The organism is Bradyrhizobium sp. ISRA442 (assembly GCF_038085055.1).
GTDB lineage: Bacteria > Pseudomonadota > Alphaproteobacteria > Rhizobiales > Xanthobacteraceae > Bradyrhizobium.
Window position 1 is genome coordinate 232,664 of sequence record NZ_JALGCN010000009.1, and the last position, 19,448, is coordinate 252,111.

Annotated in this window: 20 protein-coding genes; 10 read left to right on the plus strand and 10 right to left on the minus strand. The window is 63.9% G+C overall.

The annotated features are described in order from the left end of the window. The first annotated feature begins 118 nt into the window (after window positions 1–118). From MTR72_RS20750 to MTR72_RS20760, 3 genes are read left to right on the plus strand one after another with little or no spacing between them, the layout of a single operon-like run. Complete coding sequence (locus MTR72_RS20750) at window positions 119–1,540, plus strand: ABC transporter substrate-binding protein (protein WP_280964865.1); 1,422 nt, start codon at window positions 119–121, stop codon at window positions 1,538–1,540. Next, a complete protein-coding gene (locus MTR72_RS20755; RefSeq protein ID WP_280964866.1) occupies window positions 1,537–2,448 on the plus strand; it encodes an ABC transporter permease in 912 nt (303 codons plus the stop codon). Before MTR72_RS20750 ends, MTR72_RS20755 begins: the two co-directional genes overlap by 4 nt. After that, window positions 2,445–3,317 carry an ABC transporter ATP-binding protein gene (locus tag MTR72_RS20760; RefSeq protein WP_280964867.1) on the plus strand — a complete coding sequence of 291 codons (873 nt, stop codon included), beginning with the start codon at window positions 2,445–2,447 and terminating at the stop codon, window positions 3,315–3,317. Before MTR72_RS20755 ends, MTR72_RS20760 begins: the two co-directional genes overlap by 4 nt. Before the next feature lie 107 nt (window positions 3,318–3,424). Here the strand turns inward: MTR72_RS20760 and MTR72_RS20765 are convergent, their stop codons facing one another. From MTR72_RS20765 to MTR72_RS20795, 7 genes are all read right to left on the minus strand, one after another. Further along, window positions 3,425–4,483, minus strand: a complete 1,059-nt coding sequence (locus tag MTR72_RS20765) for a YeiH family protein (RefSeq protein WP_280964868.1) — start codon at window positions 4,481–4,483, stop codon at window positions 3,425–3,427. 107 nt (window positions 4,484–4,590) lie between these two features. Further along, window positions 4,591–4,770: a hypothetical protein gene (locus MTR72_RS20770; RefSeq protein WP_280964869.1), complete on the minus strand. Its 180-nt coding sequence runs from the start codon at window positions 4,768–4,770 to the stop codon at window positions 4,591–4,593. Between the two features lie 205 nt (window positions 4,771–4,975). Next, entirely contained in the window at window positions 4,976–5,689 is a 714-nt protein-coding gene (locus MTR72_RS20775) for an ABC transporter ATP-binding protein (protein ID WP_280964870.1), read from the minus strand. Further along, complete coding sequence (locus MTR72_RS20780) at window positions 5,686–6,441, minus strand: ABC transporter ATP-binding protein (RefSeq protein ID WP_280964871.1); 756 nt, start codon at window positions 6,439–6,441, stop codon at window positions 5,686–5,688. Before MTR72_RS20780 ends, MTR72_RS20775 begins: the two co-directional genes overlap by 4 nt. Window positions 6,442–6,443: 2 nt before the next feature. Beyond that, window positions 6,444–7,466 (minus strand): branched-chain amino acid ABC transporter permease, encoded by a 1,023-nt coding sequence (locus tag MTR72_RS20785; protein ID WP_280964872.1) that lies wholly within the window; start codon window positions 7,464–7,466, stop codon window positions 6,444–6,446. Then, a complete protein-coding gene (locus MTR72_RS20790; RefSeq protein WP_280964873.1) occupies window positions 7,463–8,365 on the minus strand; it encodes a branched-chain amino acid ABC transporter permease in 903 nt (300 codons plus the stop codon). The genes MTR72_RS20785 and MTR72_RS20790 overlap by 4 nt, the downstream gene beginning before the upstream one ends. Window positions 8,366–8,453: 88 nt before the next feature. Continuing rightward, entirely contained in the window at window positions 8,454–9,713 is a 1,260-nt protein-coding gene (locus tag MTR72_RS20795) for an ABC transporter substrate-binding protein (RefSeq protein WP_280964874.1), read from the minus strand. A gap of 172 nt (window positions 9,714–9,885) precedes the next feature. Between MTR72_RS20795 and MTR72_RS20800 the strand changes: the two genes are divergently transcribed. From MTR72_RS20800 to MTR72_RS20815, 4 genes are all read left to right on the plus strand, one after another. Next, the gene (locus MTR72_RS20800) at window positions 9,886–11,379 is read left to right on the plus strand and encodes an AMP-binding protein (RefSeq protein ID WP_341510894.1); all 1,494 of its coding nucleotides are present in this window, start codon (window positions 9,886–9,888) and stop codon (window positions 11,377–11,379) included. Beyond that, window positions 11,376–12,023, plus strand: coding sequence for a TetR/AcrR family transcriptional regulator (locus MTR72_RS20805; protein ID WP_280964876.1), 648 nt, complete (start codon window positions 11,376–11,378; stop codon window positions 12,021–12,023). The genes MTR72_RS20800 and MTR72_RS20805 overlap by 4 nt, the downstream gene beginning before the upstream one ends. Next, on the plus strand, window positions 12,020–13,930 hold the full coding sequence (locus MTR72_RS20810; protein ID WP_280964877.1) for a flavin-containing monooxygenase: 1,911 nt from the start codon (window positions 12,020–12,022) through the stop codon (window positions 13,928–13,930). Before MTR72_RS20805 ends, MTR72_RS20810 begins: the two co-directional genes overlap by 4 nt. Before the next feature lie 169 nt (window positions 13,931–14,099). Continuing rightward, window positions 14,100–14,735 carry a 2-hydroxychromene-2-carboxylate isomerase gene (locus tag MTR72_RS20815; RefSeq protein WP_280964878.1) on the plus strand — a complete coding sequence of 212 codons (636 nt, stop codon included), beginning with the start codon at window positions 14,100–14,102 and terminating at the stop codon, window positions 14,733–14,735. Between the two features lie 60 nt (window positions 14,736–14,795). Here the strand turns inward: MTR72_RS20815 and rnk are convergent, their stop codons facing one another. The 3 genes from rnk to ald form a co-directional block, all read right to left on the minus strand. Next, the gene (gene rnk, locus MTR72_RS20820) at window positions 14,796–15,239 is read right to left on the minus strand and encodes a nucleoside diphosphate kinase regulator (RefSeq protein ID WP_280971377.1); all 444 of its coding nucleotides are present in this window, start codon (window positions 15,237–15,239) and stop codon (window positions 14,796–14,798) included. 19 nt (window positions 15,240–15,258) lie between these two features. After that, window positions 15,259–15,729 (minus strand): GreA/GreB family elongation factor, encoded by a 471-nt coding sequence (locus MTR72_RS20825; protein WP_280964879.1) that lies wholly within the window; start codon window positions 15,727–15,729, stop codon window positions 15,259–15,261. Between the two features lie 334 nt (window positions 15,730–16,063). Continuing rightward, window positions 16,064–17,179 (minus strand): alanine dehydrogenase, encoded by a 1,116-nt coding sequence (ald, locus tag MTR72_RS20830; protein WP_280964880.1) that lies wholly within the window; start codon window positions 17,177–17,179, stop codon window positions 16,064–16,066. Between the two features lie 142 nt (window positions 17,180–17,321). On the opposite strand from ald, the gene MTR72_RS20835 reads away from it, so the two are divergent. From MTR72_RS20835 to MTR72_RS20845, 3 genes are all read left to right on the plus strand, one after another. Next, window positions 17,322–17,801: an Lrp/AsnC family transcriptional regulator gene (locus tag MTR72_RS20835; RefSeq protein ID WP_280964881.1), complete on the plus strand. Its 480-nt coding sequence runs from the start codon at window positions 17,322–17,324 to the stop codon at window positions 17,799–17,801. A 142-nt stretch (window positions 17,802–17,943) separates the two neighbouring features. Continuing rightward, window positions 17,944–18,435: a (2Fe-2S)-binding protein gene (locus MTR72_RS20840; protein ID WP_280964882.1), complete on the plus strand. Its 492-nt coding sequence runs from the start codon at window positions 17,944–17,946 to the stop codon at window positions 18,433–18,435. Further along, a complete protein-coding gene (locus tag MTR72_RS20845) occupies window positions 18,432–19,448 on the plus strand; it encodes an FAD binding domain-containing protein (protein ID WP_280964883.1) in 1,017 nt (338 codons plus the stop codon). Before MTR72_RS20840 ends, MTR72_RS20845 begins: the two co-directional genes overlap by 4 nt.

The window sequence follows — 19,448 nt, forward strand, 5'->3', positions numbered from 1 at the left end:
CTATGCAACCGGCTTTTCCCGGCAACTAATCGACTGCGACGGTAAATCCGGATTTGCCCCGCCCGCGCCCTCACCCAATCATGGCAACCACAGCACATCCAACCGAATGAGGATGAGAATGGTCCGCCATCTTCCCACGCTCTCGATCGCGATGTCGATGACGTCGCTGGCGCTGTTCCTGGTGCAGCCGGCCTCGGCGGAAACCGTCACGCTCGGCATCGGAACGCAGGACACCACGACCAACACGGTGACCGCTGGCGTCGTCATCCGGCAGCTCCATCTCCTCGAAAAATACCTGCCGAGAGATGGCAAATACGCCAACATTAAGTTCGAGCTGGAGTGGCAGAACTTCACGTCCGGTCCGCCCGTCACTAATGCGATGATGGCGAACAAGCTTCAGATCGGCATGATGGGCGACTATCCGCTGATCGTGAACGGATTCACGTTCGACAGTAATCCCGAGAGCAAGAGTCGACTGATCGGGGTCGCCGCCTATAGCCTCTCCGGCTCGGGCAACGGCATCGTCGTCCACAAGGACTCGCCCTACTACGATCTCGCCGATCTCAAGGGCAAGCTCGTCAGCGTGCCCTTCGGCTCCGCCGCGCACGGCATGGTGCTGAAGGCGATGCAGGACCGCGGCTATCCGTCCGATTTCTTCCAGCTCGTCAGCCAGAGCCCGGAGGTCGGATCGACCAATCTCCAGGAGAAGAAGATCGACGCCCATGCCGACTTCGTCCCCTTCGCCGAGCTGCTGCCCTTCCGCGGCTTCGCGCGAAAAATCTTCGACGGTGTCGAGACCAACCTGCCGACCTTCCACGGCATCGTGGTCCGCACCGACTTCGCCGAGAAATATCCAGAGGTCGTCGTCGCCTACATGAAGGCGCTGATCGCCGCCAACCAGTGGCTGCGCGACGACCCGAAGCTCGCCGCCGAGAAGATACAGGAATGGACCGGCATCAACAAGGAAGTCGTCTACATCTTCCTCGGCCCCGGCGGCAACATGATCACCGATCCCACGATCAAGCCGGCGCTGATCGATGCAGCGACGACCGATGTCAAGGTGCTTCAAAACCTCGGCCGCATGAAGGAGTTCGATCCGAAGACATGGGTCGACGACTCCTACCTCCGCAAGGCTTATGTCGAGATGAAGCTGGACTACGACGCGCAGCTTGGCAGCACCAAGAACTACGAGATCTCCGGCGAGGACAGCTTTTGCAAGAAGCCGATCGCCGATCCGCGCAAGGCCGGCGAGGTCTGGGTCGACGACGTCGGCATCGTGCCGTTCGCATCCGCGGCCTGCACGCTCGGCGCCTATGCCGATTACAAGGCGAAGGGAAGGAAGATCAACGTCGCCTACGTCTTCGACACCACGCGCGGCATCAAGCTGTTCGCCGACCAGGCCTTCTTCGCGGTCGGCAGTGGCGACGTCGCGCCTTTCCTGCTGAAGAAGGACGCCGAGGCCTACGCGGCCAAGATCGGCGGCAGGGTGCTCGGCTTCGATGACGCGGTGAAGGCGGCGGTTGGCGGAGGCAAGACGTGAGCAGTCCCGCCTTCCTCAGACATCCCGAGGACAGCATGCCCGCAGCTCCAGCGATCGCAGAGGCGGACGCCTTGCCCGCCGCTCCGCCCGTAGCACCACCTTCCTTCGGCGCGCTGGCCGCGCGCTGGTACCGACTCAACCGGGACCGCCTGCGCGCGACCGCGCTCGGCATCGTCTCGCTGGTCGCGTTCCTCCTGGTCTGGCACCTGCTCACGACCTACCGCGTCGTATTCTTCGTGCGCTTCACCAACGTGCCCTCGCCGCTCGCGGTCTATGCGAGCTTCACCAAGGCGATCCACGATCCAAAATTTCTGATGCACATCCTCTTGAGCTGCCGGCGCATCTTCATCGGCTTCTCGTTAGCAGCCATCGTTGGCGTGCCGCTCGGGCTGATCATGGGCCGCTTCAAGCTGGTGCATGAGGTGATCTTTCCGGTGACGGAGGTGTTGCGGCCGATCCCGGCGATCGCCTGGGTGCCGATGGCGATCATGCTGTGGCCGACCAACGAGCAGAGCATCGTCTTCATCACTTTCCTGGGTTCATTCTTCCCGATCCTGGTCAACACGCTGCATGGCATGTCGCTGGTCGATCCCGTGTTGGTGCGGGCCGCGCAATGTCTCGGCGCGCGCGAGCGCTCCATCTTCCGTGAGGTCTATTTTCCGGCATCCTTGCCGCATATCTTCACCGGCCTCACCATCGGTATGGGGGTGGTAGCCTGGGTGTCGCTTATCGCGGCCGAGATGATCTCGGGGCAGTACGGCATCGGCTACTTCACCTGGGAAGCTTATTCGCTGGTCCAATATGCCGACATCGCGCTCGGCATGATCGCGATCGGCGTGCTCGGCCTCGGATCGAGCCTGTTGATCCGCAGCGCGGGTCACCTCGTGATGCCATGGAGATCGACATGAGCGAGATCGCGACCAGCACACCGAAGGGGCACATCGAGGTCAAGGGCTTCTCGCTGAGCTATGAGACCATCGATGGCTCGGTCCAGGCCGTCACCGACACCCACATCCACGTGAAGCCGGGCGAGTTCGTCTCGATCGTCGGGCCGTCGGGCTGCGGCAAGTCCACCTTTCTGAATGCGGTGGCCGGCTTTCTCAAGCCCACCACCGGCACCATTACGGTCGACGGCGAGCGCGTCAGCGGCCCCAGCGCCGAACGCGGCATGGTGTTCCAGCAATATTCGCTGTTTCCCTGGAAGACGGTGCGGGAGAACGTCGAGTTCGGCCTGAAGATGCGCGGCATGGCGCGTTCGCAGCGCGAACGCGCCGCGCGCACCCTGCTCGGGCTTGCCGGGCTCGAGGCCTTCGAGAAGCACTATCCGGAAAAGCTCTCCGGCGGCATGAAGCAGCGTGTCGGAATCGTCCGCGCACTCGCTACCGGGCCGAAGGTGCTGCTGCTGGACGAACCCTTCGGCGCGCTCGACGCGCAGACGCGCGTCATCATGCAGCAGATCCTCACCAACATGTGGCAGCGGCTGAAGATCTCGGTGCTGTTCGTCACCCACGATATCGACGAAGCGATCTTCCTGTCCGACCGGGTCTACTGCATGACCGCGCGCCCCGGCTCGATCAAGGCGGAAATTCCCATTCCGCTCGAGCGGCCGCGCCAGCAATCGATGATGATGTCGTCGGAATTCCTCGCGCTGCGCCGCGGGCTGATGTCACTGATCCGCGAGGAGAGCCTGAAGGCGATGGGCGGCGAGATCAACGATCTGGGCATGCAGGGCCTCAACATCGAGCTGCACGGCCATTCGCTGGCGGATGTGATCTGATTCACCTCTCCCGCTCGCGGGGAGAGCTCGGTCACTGCCCTCGAGGAGCCCCCTCACCCCACCCTCACCCCGCAAGCGGGGCGAGGGAGTGCGCGAGCAACCGTCGCTTACTTGAACCAGTGCACCAGGGTGATGCTGATGCCCAGCAGCAGCATCAGCGACAGCGTCACGGCCGCCGTCACCCGGCCACCGACATTGGCGAGCACGCGCACGTCGACGCCGAGGCCGAGGGCGGCCATGGACACCACGGTGAGAAAGCTCGTGATCTTCGTCACCGGTCCCACCACCGTCACAGGCACGATCTCCAGCGAGCGCAAGGTGGCGAGCGCAAGGAAGCCGAGGATGAACCAGGGGACGAGGCGGAAGAAGCCGACATTGGTCTTCTTGGCGCCACTCTGCCAGCGCGAGGCAACGAGCGACAAGCCGACGACGACCGGCCCCAGCATCAGGACGCGCATCAGCTTGACCAGCGTGCCGATCTGCGTGCTGACGAGACCGGCCGGCACCGTTGCCGCCAGCACCTGCGGCACGGCATAAACGGTCAGGCCTGCGAGTATGCCGTATTGCGTGGCGGACAACTGCAGCAGCGGAATCAGCAGCGGCAGGCCCAGCACCATCATCACGCCGAGGATCGCGGTGAAAGAGATCGAGGATGCGATCTCGTCATTGTTGGCGCCGATGATCGGCGCCACGGCCGCGATCGCCGAATTGCCGCAGATCGAGTTGCCGCAGGCGATCAGGATCGACAGCCGCGTCGACAGGCCGAGCAGACGGCTGAGGCCGAAGGAGACGCAGAGCGCGACCACGACGACCGCCGCGATCGATGCCAGCAGCGCGATGCCGGAGGCCGCAATCGCGGCAAAGCTGATGGAGGCCCCGAGCAGCATCACCGCGACTTCCAGGAGCTGCTTGGCACTGAAGGCGATGCCAGCCTGCCAGCGCGGCGCGGGCTTCCAGAAGCTGCGCACGGCCATGCCGAGCAGGATCGCCATCACCAGCGCCTCGACATAGGGATGCTCGAAGAGTCCCAGTTCCGCCCGTTCGAGCAGAGCCGAGAGGCCGGCCAGGGCGATGCAGAGAAGGATGCCGGGAATCAGCGCGAGGATGCGGCTTGCGGCGGTCGTTGGCTTGGCGTCGGCCGGGCTGGATGCTTGATTCTGCGACACAAATCTCTCCCAGAGGGGAAGGATTTATACGCAGGGCCACTCGATAGGGGAATAAGTTTTCGACATATCAGGGCCCAGGGAAGTTCTGTCCTCAGGCCGTGACAGCCTCAGAAGATCAGGCTCTTGGCGAGCGAGGCCACGCGGCTGAAGCCGTCATAGACGCCGGGCTCGAAGAAGGCCGCGCGCGCGAACACGATCGCCGCGACCAGCGACCAGAACAGGCCTGTGCCGGCCCGCAACAGGTATTTGGACGCGCGCGACTGTGGCTGGGCATCCGTCGCGGACACCAAGCGCTCGCCGAAGGGTTCAAATCCACCGCGTTCCATGGCTGGGCACAATCCATCAATTAGTGACGGAAATGTCGTCGTTTCCGGCCCAAACGGCAATGGAAGCGATTGGCTTTTTTGTCCCTCGCGAGGGAAACTCCTTTCGCCGCGACTGGGCGCCGCGATAGTTTTCTTCTTCAAGCGGCTTGGGTCCGGGATAGCCGGGCTAGAGCGCCAGGTAGCGGCGCCGGATCGCCTCGTTCGCCTTGAGATCCTCGATCCCGGCAGCATAGACGATCTGACCCTTGTCGATCACCGTGGCATGGCTCGCCAGCCCCAGGCAGAAATGCATGTTCTGCTCGGCAATCAGCACCGTCGACCCGATGCTGCGAAGCTGCCGCAACAATTCGCCGATGCGCTGCACGATGATCGGCGCAAGTCCCTCGCTCGGCTCGTCCAGCAGCAGCAGCGCCGGATTGCCCATCAGCGTGCGTGCGATCGCTAGCATTTGCTGCTCGCCGCCCGAAAGCCGCCCGGCGATGCGATTGCGCAAGGGCTCCAGCAGCGGGAAGACCTCGTAGATGCGCTTGATCGGCCATTCGTCCTGGCCGTCAGGCCCGCGCTTCTTGCCGATGACGAGATTGTCCTCGACCGTGTGCTCCGGGAAGATCTGGCGATCCTCGGGCACGAAGCCGAGACCGGCGCGCGCGATCACGTGCGGCTTGAGGCCGGAGATCACCGCGCCGCGTAGGCTGACCTTGCCGCGCCGCGGCGGCGCCAGCCCCATGATCGCCTTCATGGTCGTCGACTTGCCCGCGCCGTTGCGGCCGAGCAGTGCCATGGTCTCGCCCTGCCGCACCGACAGGCCGACGCCGAACAGGATCTGGCTCGTGCCATAGTAGACGTCGAGATCGGCGACTTCGATGACGGCTTCGCTCATGCGGCGGCTCCCGCATGTTCGGTGCCGAGATAGGCGTCGATCACGGCGCTGTTGCTGCGAATCTCGTCGGGCGTGCCGGTAGCGAGGATGCGGCCATAGCAGAGCACGACGATCTTCGGCGCGATCTTGAACACGATGTCCATGTCGTGCTCGATGAACACGACTGTGATCTTCTGCGTCTCCCAGAGCTCGCGCACCTTGTCGATCATGCGCCAGCGCTCCTCCGGGCCCATGCCGGCGGTCGGCTCGTCCAGCAGCAGCACCTTCGGTTCGAGCACCAGCGCCAGCGCAATGTCGAGCAGCTTCTGGTCGCCGTGCGACAGCGCCGCCGCGGTGCGGTTGCGCTTGCCGGCGAGACCTAGCAGCTCCATCACGTGCTCGGCGCGATCGCGCGTCTCGGGCAATGGAAAGCGCTTGTGCAGCACCGCGGAGGTGCGCTGATCGGCACTGACGGCGGCGAGCATGGTCTCCTGCACCGTGAGCGAGCGAAAGATGCTGGCGACCTGGAACGCGCGGCCGATGCCGTGACGAACAATCTCCGGCGGCGAGCGTCCGGCAAGGTCGACGCCATCGAGCAGCACTTGCCCCGCATCCGGCTTCAGCGCGCCGGTGATCAGGTTGAAGAAAGTGCTCTTGCCGGCGCCGTTCGGGCCTATCACGGCGGTCAGCGAGCCATCGGGGAAGTCAAGCGTGACGTCATTGGTCGCCTTCACGCCGCCAAAGGATTTTGCGAGGTTGCGGATCTCGAGCATTGCTAGCGCCCCTCGCCTGCCTCGCGCCGATGCGCGAACCATTCGGCGACGAAATCCAACAGGCCTTTGCGCAGCCCCAGCGCGAAGAACAAGATGACGACGCCGAGCACGATGCCATGATACTCGGTGAATCGCGTCACGGTGTCGTTGAGCAGCAACAGCAGCACGGTGCCGACCATCGGGCCGAGGAAGGTCGAGACGCCGCCGAGCATGTTGATGAAGATGCCCTCGCCCGAGATGGTCCAATAGGCGAATTCCGGATAGGCGCCGGAGACGAACAGCGCCATCACCATGCCGCCCGTCGACGCGAACAACGCCGCCAACACGAAGACGGTGAGCTTTGCGCGCCAGACGTCGATGCCGAGGAAGCTCGCGCGCGCGGCGTTGTCGCGGATCATGCGCAGCGTATAGCCGAACGGTGACTGCGCGATCTGGCGCATCGCGAGCAGGCCAAGGATCAGGAGCGCGCAGCTCGCGACGTAGAGATGGATCTGATTGGAGAGATCGACGCCGAGGAAGACGGGGCGCGGAATGCCGCCGCGCAGCCCCTGATCGCCGCCGGTGAAGGAGGCCCATGACAGGATGGTCGAATGGATCAGCATCTGGAAGGCCAGCGTCACGAAAGCGAAATAGATTTCCTTCAGCCGCACACAGATCGCGCCGATGATGGCGGCGACCACCGCCGTGATCGCCAGCATCGCGACGAAAGCGACCGGGATCGGCACGCCAAGCTTCTGCATGATGAGGCCAAAACTGTAGGCGCCCAGGCCGAAGAACATGCCGTGGCCAAATGAGATCAGACCGGTATAGCCAACCAGCAGATTGAGCGAGGTCGCAAACAACCCATAGGCCGAGCAGCGGATGACGAAATCGAGCAGCGCCTTGCTGCCGGTGAACAGCGGCAAGCTCGCCAGCACGGCGAACGCGATCAATGCAATCAGGATGTCGCGATAGCGTTGCCAAGCTGTGGTGACGCCGCGCGCCGGCACCAGCGTCTCCGCGCGTCCGGCCTCGAGCTCGGTCATGCCGCCTCCTTGCCGAACAGGCCGGTGGGCTTTGAAACCAGCACGATCACCATGAACAGGTACATCAGGCCTTCGGTGAACAAGGGAAAGCCGAGCGAGCCGAAGGAGCGGATCAGGCCCAGCAGCAACGCGCCGATCAGCGCGCCGAGGATCGAGCCCATGCCGCCGATCACGGTGACGATGAAGGATTCGATCAGCACCGAAAATCCCATACCCGGGGTCAGCGAGCGCACCGGCGCTGCAAGCGCGCCGGCAAGGCCCGCAAGCATGCCGCCGAGCGCGAACACGCCGCCATAGATCAGTCCGGTGTTGATGCCGAGCGCGGACACCATGCCGGGATTATGCGCGGCGGCCCGGATCACCTTGCCGATGCGGCTGCGCGACAGGCCCATGCCGAGCACGACGGCCGCGACGAGCGCGACGCCGATCAACAACAGATAGTAAGGCGGCACCACGCCGCCGGCGATGAACAGCGGCACCACCTGGAATGCCGCCGGCATGCCCATCGACTTGAATTCCGGTCCCCAGATGATGCGTACGACGTCGTCGAAGATCAGCACGAAGGCGTAGCAGACGAGAAGCTGCATCAGCACGTCGGCGCCATAGACGCGGCTCATGAAGACACGCTCGAAGATCAGCCCGAGGATCGCGGTACCGGCTGCACCCGCGAGCATCGCGAGCGCAAAGCTTCCGGTGAGCTGATAGGCCGTCATCGCGAAATAAGCGCCGAACATGTAGAAGGCGCCGTGGCTGAAATTGACGACCTTGAGCACCCCGAAGATCAGCGTCAGCCCGACCGCCACCAGAAACAGCAGCATGCCGATGATAAGGCCGCTGGTGGTCTGCGTCACCAGGCAGGCGGAACTGGAGAGGCAGCCGGCAAGCGCGTCGAGATCCACGGGAGCACTTTCATTACGGCGCCGAGCCCGGCGCGGAAAACCAGACGAAGCCGGCGGAGACGGTCACCCGTCTCCGCCGCGCGCACGATCAGGTGTAGCCCTTGCTCTTCTTCCACTCGGCTTCGAGCTCGAAGATAGTCTTCCAGTCGCCGGCTTTCACCTCCGGCACATAGGGCTCCTGCGGAATCGTGGTGCCCCAGCCGATGGCGTAGCCGACCAGCGTGTGATCCTCGGCGCGCATCGTCACGGTCCCGTCGGCGCCGAACGGGCACTTGATCGTAAGGCCCGCCAGTGCTTCGGCAAGCTTCTTGCCGTCAGCGGAGTTCGCCTTTTTCGCGGCTTCCGCCATCAGCATGACCGCGGTCGCGTTCTCCCACGACCAGTTGGTCGGATATTCGCTGTACTTCGCCTTGTAGGCATCGCCCCACGCCGCATTCTCCGGCGTCGCCGGAAACGTCTTGATGTAGCGGTTGCCCGAGTGAATGCCCTTCGGCAGGTTCTTCACGACGGTGAGCGCGGTGTAGTCGGCCATGTTGACCGCGAACACCTCCATCTGGCCGAACATCGCGTAGATGTTGGCCTGGTCGATATAGGAGGTGAGATCGCCGCCCCACAGGCAGGAGTACAGCGCCTGCGGCTTCGCCTGCAGAATCTTCGTCACCACCTCGGTGTAGTCGGGCTGGAACAGTTTTGGCCAGGATTCGCTGATGATCTCGACGTCCGGCGCAAAGCGCTTCAGGTACAGCGTGAACTCGGCCGTCGTGTCGCGGCCATACGCATAGTCTGGCGAGCATGTCGCCCACTTCTTCAGACCCTTGGCCTTGGCGATCGCGGCGGCATAGCTGCCGCCGACGATGGAGTCGTGCACGCCCTGCCGCGCGGTGCGGAAGGCGTTCGGAATGCGCTGCTTGGGATCGGCGGTGAGCGCCGATGTCTCGGAATTGGTGTGGATGCAGAACACGCCGAGATCGCGCGCGACCTCATGCACCGCAAAGGCGCCGGAGGAAGCTTCCGCATCGATCAGCAGCTCGCAGCCATCGGTGTTGACGAGTTCGCGCGCGACGCGCGCGGCTTCCTGCGGCTGTCCCTTGGAGTCGCGGATCACCATCTCGATCTGGCGGCCGGCAAGGCCGCCGCCGGCGTTGACCTTCTCGACCTCGAGCATCACGGCATTGCGCGACGACGTGCCGAGCTGCGCCACGCGGCCCGATAGGATCGTCGGCATGCCGATCTTGATGGTCTTGGCCTGGGCGCGCGCCACCCAGGGCGCGGCAACAGTCATCGCACCGGCGCCCATCAGCGCCAGCGTTGAACGGCGGCTGATGCCCGGCCTGCGGGTTCTCGTCATTCTTCCCTCCCTCTGTCGGGTCGGCGTTTCCTGTCCCTTGCCGGAGATCGTCTCGTCTCCGTGTTCCCAACAATTTCAGAGCGCAGGGGGTGACGTCAAGCCAAAGATGAATTACGAGTCAGAATTCATCACGGAGGAAGCGAGGCCAGCGACCGGCCCAAAACGCGCGCAAATGATCAATCTGTCGAGCTTCATCGCCTTTCATGCCCGGCGGACGCCGGACCGGCCTGCGCTGAAATACAGCGGCGAGGAGATTTCCTACGCGACCTTCGACGCGCGCATCCGGCAAGTGGCCGGCTGGCTGGCCGCACAGGGCATTGGCGCCAGCGATGTCGTGGCCGTCCTGATGAAGAACAGCGCGGCCTTCCTCGAGCTGGTCTTTGCCACCAGCCATATCGGCGCCGTGTTCCTGCCGATCAACTTCCGCCTCTCCCGCGACGAGGTCGGCTACATCGCAGGCAATGCCGGGGCGCAGCTTCTGATCGTCGATGAGGAATTGGCTGCGAACGCCACAGGCGCGACGATCGTCGTGCTCGATGAGGCCGCACAGCGGAGCGTCACGCACCTTGCACACGGCGCGTCACCGGCGCCGATGCATGTCCGCGCGCCATCCGACCTGATGCGGCTGATGTACACCTCGGGCACCACCGACCGTCCCAAGGGGGTGATGCTCTCTTACGACAATTTCTACTGGAAGTCGGCCGACCAGACCATCGCACTGGGCCTCAGCGCCGACACCCGGCTTCTCGTCGTCGGCCCGCTCTATCACGTCGGAGCGCTCGATCTGCCCGGCATCGCCGTGCTCTGGCACGGCGGCTTCATCGCCATCCAGCGCAATTTCGAGCCGGAGGCGGCGCTCGCGGCTATTGCCGAAGATAGGCTCAATGCGGCCTGGTTGGCGCCGGTCATGACCACTGCGATCCTCACCTGCCCCACCCGCGACCGCTACGACGTCTCCAGCCTGAAATGGGCGATCGGCGGCGGTGAGAAGACGCCGGAGGTTCGAATCCGCGCCTTCTCCGAATTCTTTCGCAATGCGCGCTACATCGATGCCTATGGCCTCACCGAGACGGTGGGTGGCGACACCTTCATGGACGCCGGCCGCGAGATCGAGAAGATCGGCTCGACGGGCCGCACCATTGCCCATGTCGAGATCGAAATCCGCGACGAGGCCGGCAAGACGCTGCCACCGAACGTCAATGGCGAGATCTGCCTGCGCGGGCCGAAGATCACGCGCGGCTACTGGAAGGATCCGGAGAAGACGGCTTCGGCCTTCTTCGGCGACTGGTTCCGCAGCGGCGATGTCGGCTATCTCGACGACGATGGCTTTCTGTACCTGACTGACCGCAAGAAAGACATGATCATCTCCGGCGGCGAGAACATCGCTTCCTCCGAGGTCGAGCGCGTCATCTACGAACTATCAGAGGTGCGCGAGGTCGCGGTGATCGGCCTGCGCGATGCGCGCTGGGGCGAGAAGCCGGTCGCAATCGTCGTGCTGGCCGAAGGCGCGAGCCTCGAACTCCCTGCCCTCATCGAGCACTGCCGCGCGCGGCTTGCAAGCTTCAAGGTGCCGAAAGAGCTCGTCATCCGCGACAGCCTGCCGCGCAACCCATCAGGCAAGATCCTCAAGCGCGTGCTGCGCGCCGAGCTGGAGACCTCCGAATGATGCAAGCAGACGCGACCGCAAAGGTGACGAAGCTCAACCGCGTCGAGCGCAACGCCTGGACCAAGCAGAAGATCTTCGAGGCCGCGACCAAGGTCGTCGGCAAATATGGCTATGCCGAAGCCTCGGTCGCCCGTATCACCGAACAGGCCGGTGTCGCGCAAGGCACGTTCTACAATCATTTCGAGAACCGCCAGGAGCTGCTCGACCAGCTCCTGCCCAAGATCGGCCTCGACATGGTCGAGTTCATCCGCGCCCGCACGGGCACCGCGCATGCGGCGCGGCAGGAGATCGAACGCTTCGCGGCCTTCTTCGACTTCATCCGCGAGGTTCCGGAATTTTTGCGCATCCTCAACGAGGCCGAATTCTTCGCGCCCAGCGGCTACCAGAAGCATCTCGATAATATCTCGACTGCGTATGTGCGCATCCTGCGGCGCGCGAGGCTCGCCGGCGCGATCGAGGACTATAGCGACGAAGAGTTCGAGGCCATCGTCCACATGCTGATGGGCTCGCGCGGCTATCTCAGCCGGCGCTACTCCTATTCGGCCGATGGCGTCACTGCCGTGCCCGATCACGTCATCTCCGCCTATCGCAAACTGATGACGCGCGGCCTCTTCAATGCCCCCGGGGATCAGGACAAGCCATGAACATCGAGTCTCCGCACAAGCCGCTCGACCTCGCCTCGACCATCGCCGAGGGCGATATCCGCTGCCTGCTGATGGTGCTCGTGCACATGACGGGCGATGAGCGCTGGCTCGAGCCGCCCTATTTGCCCAAGCGCGACATCCGCCTCATTCCCGATCCCGATGCCGGCGTGCCGGAGAACGTACAGGACGAAATCCGCGCCGCCGTCGTCAAACTTTTCGCCAACGGCACGCCGAAGCCGGTCATCACCGACCCCGGCGAGGAGCTGCTGCTGAGGATGATGCGCGCCTGCCTCGGCGAGAACGTCGCGCCGGAATATGCGCCCTTGATGCGCGAGGAGATGGGCTTTGTGCCGCGCGATGCGCGCTGGACCCACCGTCCTTCCGATCAGAAGCTCGCGCAGCAGCATGTGCTGATCGTCGGCGCCGGCGTCTGCGCCATCGCGCTTGGCGTGGCCCTCGGTCATCTCGGCATCCCCTATACCATCGTCGAGAAGAACGACGAACTCGGCGGCACCTGGTGGATCAACCGCTATCCCGGCTGCGGCGTCGATACGCCGAACCATTCCTATTCCTATTCCTTCGGCTCGCGCAACGCGTGGACGCGCTATTTCTGCCCGCGCGAAGAATTGCTCGGATATCTTCTGAAAGTCGCCGACGAATACGGCATCCGCAATCATCTGCGTGTCAACACGGAGCTCACCTCATCGCACTGGGACGAAGGCAAGCGTCGCTGGATCTCCACGCTCAAGACCAAAAATGGCGAGGAGACTTTCGAATCCACCGCGCTGGTCAGCGCGATCGGCCAGCTCAACGATCCCTCCCGCGCCCGTTTCAAGGGTGAGGAGGATTTTAAGGGAACGATCCTGCACTCGGCGCTGTGGTCGAGTGACATCGAGCTTGACGGCAAACATGTCGCCGTGATCGGCACCGGAGCGACATCGATGCAGCTCGTGCCGTCAATCGCCGGCCGGGTCGCCTCGGTCACGGTCTATCAGCGCACCGCGCAATGGGCGCGCCCGGTGAAGGGCTATTCCGATCCAATCACCGAAGGCGCGCGCTGGCTGCTCGCCCATCTGCCGTTCTATGTGCAGTGGTATCGCTTCAACATGTTCTGGCGCTACGGCGATGGGCTGTTGCCCTTCCTGCGCAAGGACCCGGCCTGGCCGTATCCGGAGCGCGCGGTCAACAAGGGCAATGACCGCCACCGCCAGGAGCTGACCGAGTTCATCCTGACCGAGCTGAGGGACCGTCCAGACCTGATCGCGAAATGCGTGCCAACTTATCCTCCTTACGGCAAGCGAATCCTGCTCGACAACAATTGGTTCAAGACCTTGACGCGGGCGAATGTCGAGCTCGTCACCGACGCGATCGACCATTTCGACCAGGGCGGCATCGTCACCGCAGACGGCGAGCATCGCCCCGCCGACATCATCGTGATCGCGACCGGCTTCAAGGTCACGGAGATGGCGGCCCGTCTCAACATCAGGGGCCGCGACAGCAAAGACTTGAGCGACGCCTGGGGCAACGACAACCCGACCGCGTTTCTTGGCCTCACCGTGCCGGGCTTTCCGAACTTCTTCTGCATGCTCGGCCCCAACTCCGGTCCCGCTCATGGCGGCAGCGTCATCTTCCAGTCTGAATGCCAGAGCCGCTACATCTCCGCGTGCCTCGTCGACATGATCGAGCACGACGTCGCCGCTATCGACGTTCGCCAGGATGTGCTCGACGACTACGTCCGCAAGGTCGACGCCGAGCACGAGGCGATGATCTGGACCCATCCGGGCATGACCACCTACTACCGCAACAAGAGCGGCCGCGTGTTCTCGGCCATGCCGTGGCGCTTCGTCGACTACTGGCGCATGACGCACGACCCGGATCTCGGGCAGTACAAGCTGACGAAGGGGTGATCCACCTGTCCACGGAGATTTGCCGAAGTGGTAGCGTTCACTCTCACCATCGTCATTGCGAGCCAACGGGGCCGCGCTTCGCGCGGACCCGTTGGCTCGCAATGACGGAGCTTGCTGCGCTCACCTTTGCACATTGCTAACAGCGCGGCGTGCTCGAAAGGAGCCCACCATGCCCAAGCCGCACGTCCGCATCTACACCGACTACAAAAGCCCGTACGCATTCGTCGCCAACAAGCGCCTGTTCGAGCTCGAGGAAAAACACGGCGTCGAGCTGGAATGGCTGCCCTACACGCTACGTGTCGCCGAATTCATGGGAACGGTCGAGGAGCGAACGCCGCATTTCTGGCGCAAGGTACGTTACGCCTATATGGACGCGCGCCGCTTTGCCAATGCGCAAGGCCTCACCATGAAAGGCCCGCGACGGATCTACGACGCCTTCTACTCAAGCGTCGGCATGCTGTTCGCGCAAGCCAATGGCTTCTTTCGTCCCTATCACGACACGGTGTTCCACCGCTTCTGGAGACACGAGCTCGAGATCGACGATGTCTCCGAAATCGCCGCTGTCATCACCGCGTGCGGCGGTTCGGCCGGCGCGTTCGAAGACTACGTCAACGGCCCTGCCCGCGCCGAGCATGATCGCATCATCGACGAGGCCGAAGCGCTCGGCGTGTTCGGCGTACCCACCATGATGTTCAATGGCGAGCTGTTCTGGGGCGGCGATCGCATCGACATGCTGATCGAGCGCATCCACAGGCCGGAGACGATCGAGACCGCACTGGGGAGCCGGTATCGAAAGCCCGCGTAGCCGCTCCAGCATCGCTTTGGCCTATATGGATACGATCAATCAATTGACCGTGCCCAGCGATCAGCCTTGCACGTCCGTGCTCGCGCACGGAAGACGTTCGAAGACTACGTCCAGGACGGTCAGCATCCGCGCGTGATGACCCGGCGTCTGAAACTCGATCGCCTGGCCGACGGATAGTCCTATCAGAGCCGCGCCGACCGGCGTCAGCACTGAAATCCGTCCCTGCGAAATGTCGGCTTCGTGCGGATAGACCAGGAGCACCCCTCGGACATCGCCGGTGCTCTCGTCGCGATAGCTGACCCTCGAACCCATCCGCACCACGCCAGACAGGTCGCTGTCATCGGGCACGACATTAGCGCGCTCCATCTCACGCGCGAGAAACTGCGCCACGCGCGGGAAAATCTCCATGCTGGAGTTCGCCAGCGCGTTCAATCGGCGCATCTCGTCTGTTGTTACCAGGATAGACGGGAGTTCAGATCCGGTCGCGGACTTCTTCGGTTTCATTGCGGTCCTCAATTCGCAGTTAGGCGGCGGTCGGTCCCGGATCATCGTCGATCGGATCGTTCCTTGTGAATTCAGAGGCGCGAAACAGCGGGACCACGTTGGGCCCGGACCTCCTCACGCTTTGGACCCTGACGAGATTCAGGCAGCCGGCGACGAAATATGGCATCTGATCGTCGACGCGCAGACCGATCAATGCTGCGCCCAGCGACGACAGGACGGATATTCGGGCGGAATCTACGCTGCGATCTTCTGGCCAGACCAACCGGACCATCCTTCGTGGCACGCCCCAATTCGTCCAGTAGGTGATCCAGGACCCGATCGTCACGATCGAGTCGATGTCGCGTGCGTCGTCCGGAACGATCTCGGCGCGGCTGATCTCGCCCATAAGGAAGATCGCATCCATGTCCCCTCGCTGCACGGCTGCGCGCGCAAGCTGCTCCAGGCGGGGATAGTCGGATACTGGCAGTGCAATCTTGGGAAGAGGCAACACGGCACACTCCTTCGCGCAAGGCATCGCGCTCCCGGATGGAAGCCGCGAACTCGAATTGTGTACGAAAGGAACGCCCGGACGGCGCAACCAGCCGTCCGGCTAAACGCCTGCGTGGAGGCGGCCGGCGTGCAGACAGAAGCGCGCTACGCGCGGATCAATGTCGACGACATAGGTCATGGCGCGATGAACATAGTGCCTTATCGCGCCGACGACATTGCGGCGAAAGCGCGCATGCATTATCGCGCGTCGCGCTCTCGTGCGGCTTCCGGGTTGCATTCGGCGCGCGCGCAGCGCGCTCCGGAATTCGCGGCGGAAAATTCGTCTCGCGGCATGACTATGCCGCCAGTCCGCTCTCCGGTGGAGCGAACTCCAGCCCGAGACTGTCGGCCACCGCTTTGTTGGTGATGCGGCCGCGATGCACGTTCAGCCCGCTCCGCAGATGCGGATTTTCCAGCACCGCGGCAAAACCCTTGCTCGCGAGCATCAAGCCGAACGGCAGCGTCGCGTTGTTCAGCGCCTGGCTCGACGTCACCGGCACCGAGCCCGGCATGTTGGCGACGCAATAGTGCACGATGCCGTCGATCTCGTAGGTCGGATCAGTGTGCGTGGTCGGATGCGATGTCTCGAAGCAGCCGCCCTGGTCGATCGCGACGTCCACCAGCACGGCGCCCGGCTTCATCGATTTCAGCATCGCGCGCGTGACGAGTTTTGGCGCGCTGGCCCCGGGCACCAGCACGGCGCCGATCACCACGTCGGCGGCGAACACCTCGTCTTCAACCGTCTCGATGGTCGAAAAGCGGGTGCGCACCCGTCCGAGGAAGAGATCATCCAGTTCGCGCAGCCGAGAAATGGAGCGGTCGATCACCGTGACTTCGGCACCGAGCCCTGCCGCCATGCGCGCGGCCTGCGTTCCGACGACGCCGCCGCCGAGCACGACGAGCCGCGCGGGCTGCACGCCGGGCACGCCGCCAAGCAGCAAGCCGCGCCCGCCGGCCGAACGTTTGAGCGCGGCGCCGGCGGCCTCGATGGCGAGGCGGCCGGCGACTTCGCTCATCGGCGCGAGCAGCGGGAGGTGGCCGTCCGCGTCCGTGACGGTTTCATAGGCGATCGCGGTGCAGCCGGAAGCGAGCAAGCCCTTGGCCTGTTCGGGATCCGGCGCGAGATGGAGATAAGTGAAGAGGATCTGGTTTTCGCGAAGCTGCACCCATTCGCTCTTCTGAGGCTCCTTCACCTTCACGATCATATCGGACCTGGCAAAGATGTCGCGAGCGCTCTCCGCAATCGCGGCTCCTGCCCGCCGATAGACCTCGTCGGAAGCGCCGATGCCGCTGCCCGCGCCGGTCTCGACCATGACCTGATGCCCGGCCGCGACATATTCGCGGACGGCGCCCGGTGTGAGCCCGACGCGATATTCCTGCACCTTGATCTCCCGGGGGACACCGACGCGCATCGCAAGCTCCTTGGCCAATATGCTGATTCCTTGTTCATCGTAGCGGCAGGTGCGGTTTGGTTTCGTGCAAATATCCGCTAGTTTTGCCATCCTGGCGCCGGTTTCCGGCGCGGCTGCACCCTTTCACGCTGGAAACGAAACCTTGGCCCTCGACCGGAAAGACCTCGCCATCCTCGCGGAACTCACCACCAACGCGCGGGCCAGCCACACCGAGCTTGCCAACAAGGTCGGCCTGTCGAGCACGGCGCTGGCGCGGCGGCAGAAGGCGCTGGAGGACGACGGCTATATCCAGGCTTACCAGGCAGCGCTCGATCTGGGGCAATTCGGCCTCACCACCACGGTTTTGGTCCGCATCGCGCTGGAGAGCCAGAGCGATGACGCACTGAAGGCGTTCGAGGCGGAGGTCGTGAAATGCCCCTCCGTCGTGCGCTGCTTCCTGATGTCGGGTACCGACGACTACATCCTGATCGTGCTTGCCCGCGACATCCAGGATTTCGAACGCATCCACCGCACCGAGTTGTCTCGGCTGCCGCGCGTGGCGAGGGTGCAATCGAGCTTCGCGCTGCGCGAGATCGTCAATCGCGCGGTGCCGACGGTGGTGTTCGGCGAGGCGAAGCGCTGACCACTCCCTTGCGGCACGGAAACTCCCGCAAGGAACCAAGCGATCGGTCGTCCGTTAGGCGCTATTGGCCAGCGGAGACGACGCGCCCTCGCGTCAGCCCGGTTGACTTCTCGGCTCGGCCTTTCGTCGCAGGGGAAACGACATGGCCGATGCCGCAAATCAAATTCCCGACCGCATTCCAATCAATCTCGTCGTCAATGGCGTCAGGCGCTCGCTTGATCTCGCGCCCTGGACCACGCTCCTGGATGCCCTGCGCGACCATCTCGCGCTGACCGGCACCAAGAAAGGCTGCGATCACGGTCAGTGCGGCGCCTGCACCGTGCTGATCGATGGCCGGCGCGTCAATTCCTGCCTGACCCTCGCCGTCATGAAGGACGGCGCGGAGATCACGACCATCGAAGGACTTGCCAGGGATGGCGCGCTGCATCCCCTGCAACAGGCCTTCATCGACCACGACGCCTTCCAGTGCGGCTATTGCACCTCGGGACAGATTTGTTCGGCGGCCGGTCTCTTGGCCGAAGGCCACGTCAGGGATGCTGACGAGATCCGCGAGCTGATGAGCGGAAATCTCTGCCGCTGCGGCGCCTATCCGAACATCGTCGCTGCCATCCAGCAGGCAATGGGCCGGCCATGATCAACTTCCAATATTCCCGCGCCACCGACGTCGCCGATGCGATCCTCCTGCTCGCCGCCCATCCCGGCGCCAAGCTCATCGCCGGCGGCACCAACCTGATCGACCTGATGAAGGAGAATGTCGAGCAGCCCTCCCGGCTGATCGATATTTCCCGCCTGCCGCTCCGCAAGGTCGAGCAGACGGCCGACGGAGGCCTGCGCATCGGTGCCTTGGTGCCGAACTCGGACCTTGCCTACGATCCGCTGATCGAGCAGCGCTATCCGCTGCTCGCCAGCGCCATCCTTGCCGGCGCCTCGGCACAACTGCGCAACATGGCGTCCGTCGGCGGCAATCTGATGCAGCGAACGCGTTGCGCCTACTTCTATGACACGGCAACGCCTTGCAACAAGCGCAGTCCCGGCAGCGGCTGCTCGGCGATCGACGGCCTCAACCGTAACCATGCGATCCTCGGTGCGAGCCCTTCCTGCATCGCGACCAACCCGTCCGACATGAGCGTGGCGCTGGCCGCGCTCGATGCGCTCGTGCACGTCGCAGGCCCGTCCGGCGAACGCACTATGGCGTTGACCGATTTCCATCGGGTCCCCGGCGACACGCCCCATGTCGACACCAATCTCGGTGCCGGCGAGATCATCACGGCGATCGAACTGCCGCCGCGCGGCTTTGCCCATCACTACAGCTATCTGAAAGTCCGCGACCGACTGTCCTATGCCTTCGCCCTGGTCTCTGTGGCGGCGGCGCTCGAACTCGACGGCAACGCGATCAGGGAGGCGCGCCTGGCGCTCGGCGGCGTAGCCCACAAGCCCTGGCGCAGCCTTGAGGCCGAAACGGCGTTGCGCGGCCAGGCAGCAACAGTGGATCATTTCTCTCGTGCTGCGGACGTCCTGCTGCAGAGCGCAAAGTCGTATGCGCATAACGGTTTCAAGATCGAGCTCGCGCGCCGCGCCATCGTTCGAACGCTGATGCAGGCCGCGAACGCCACGCCGCAGTCGCAGGCTCACAAGAAGATCGCGTGA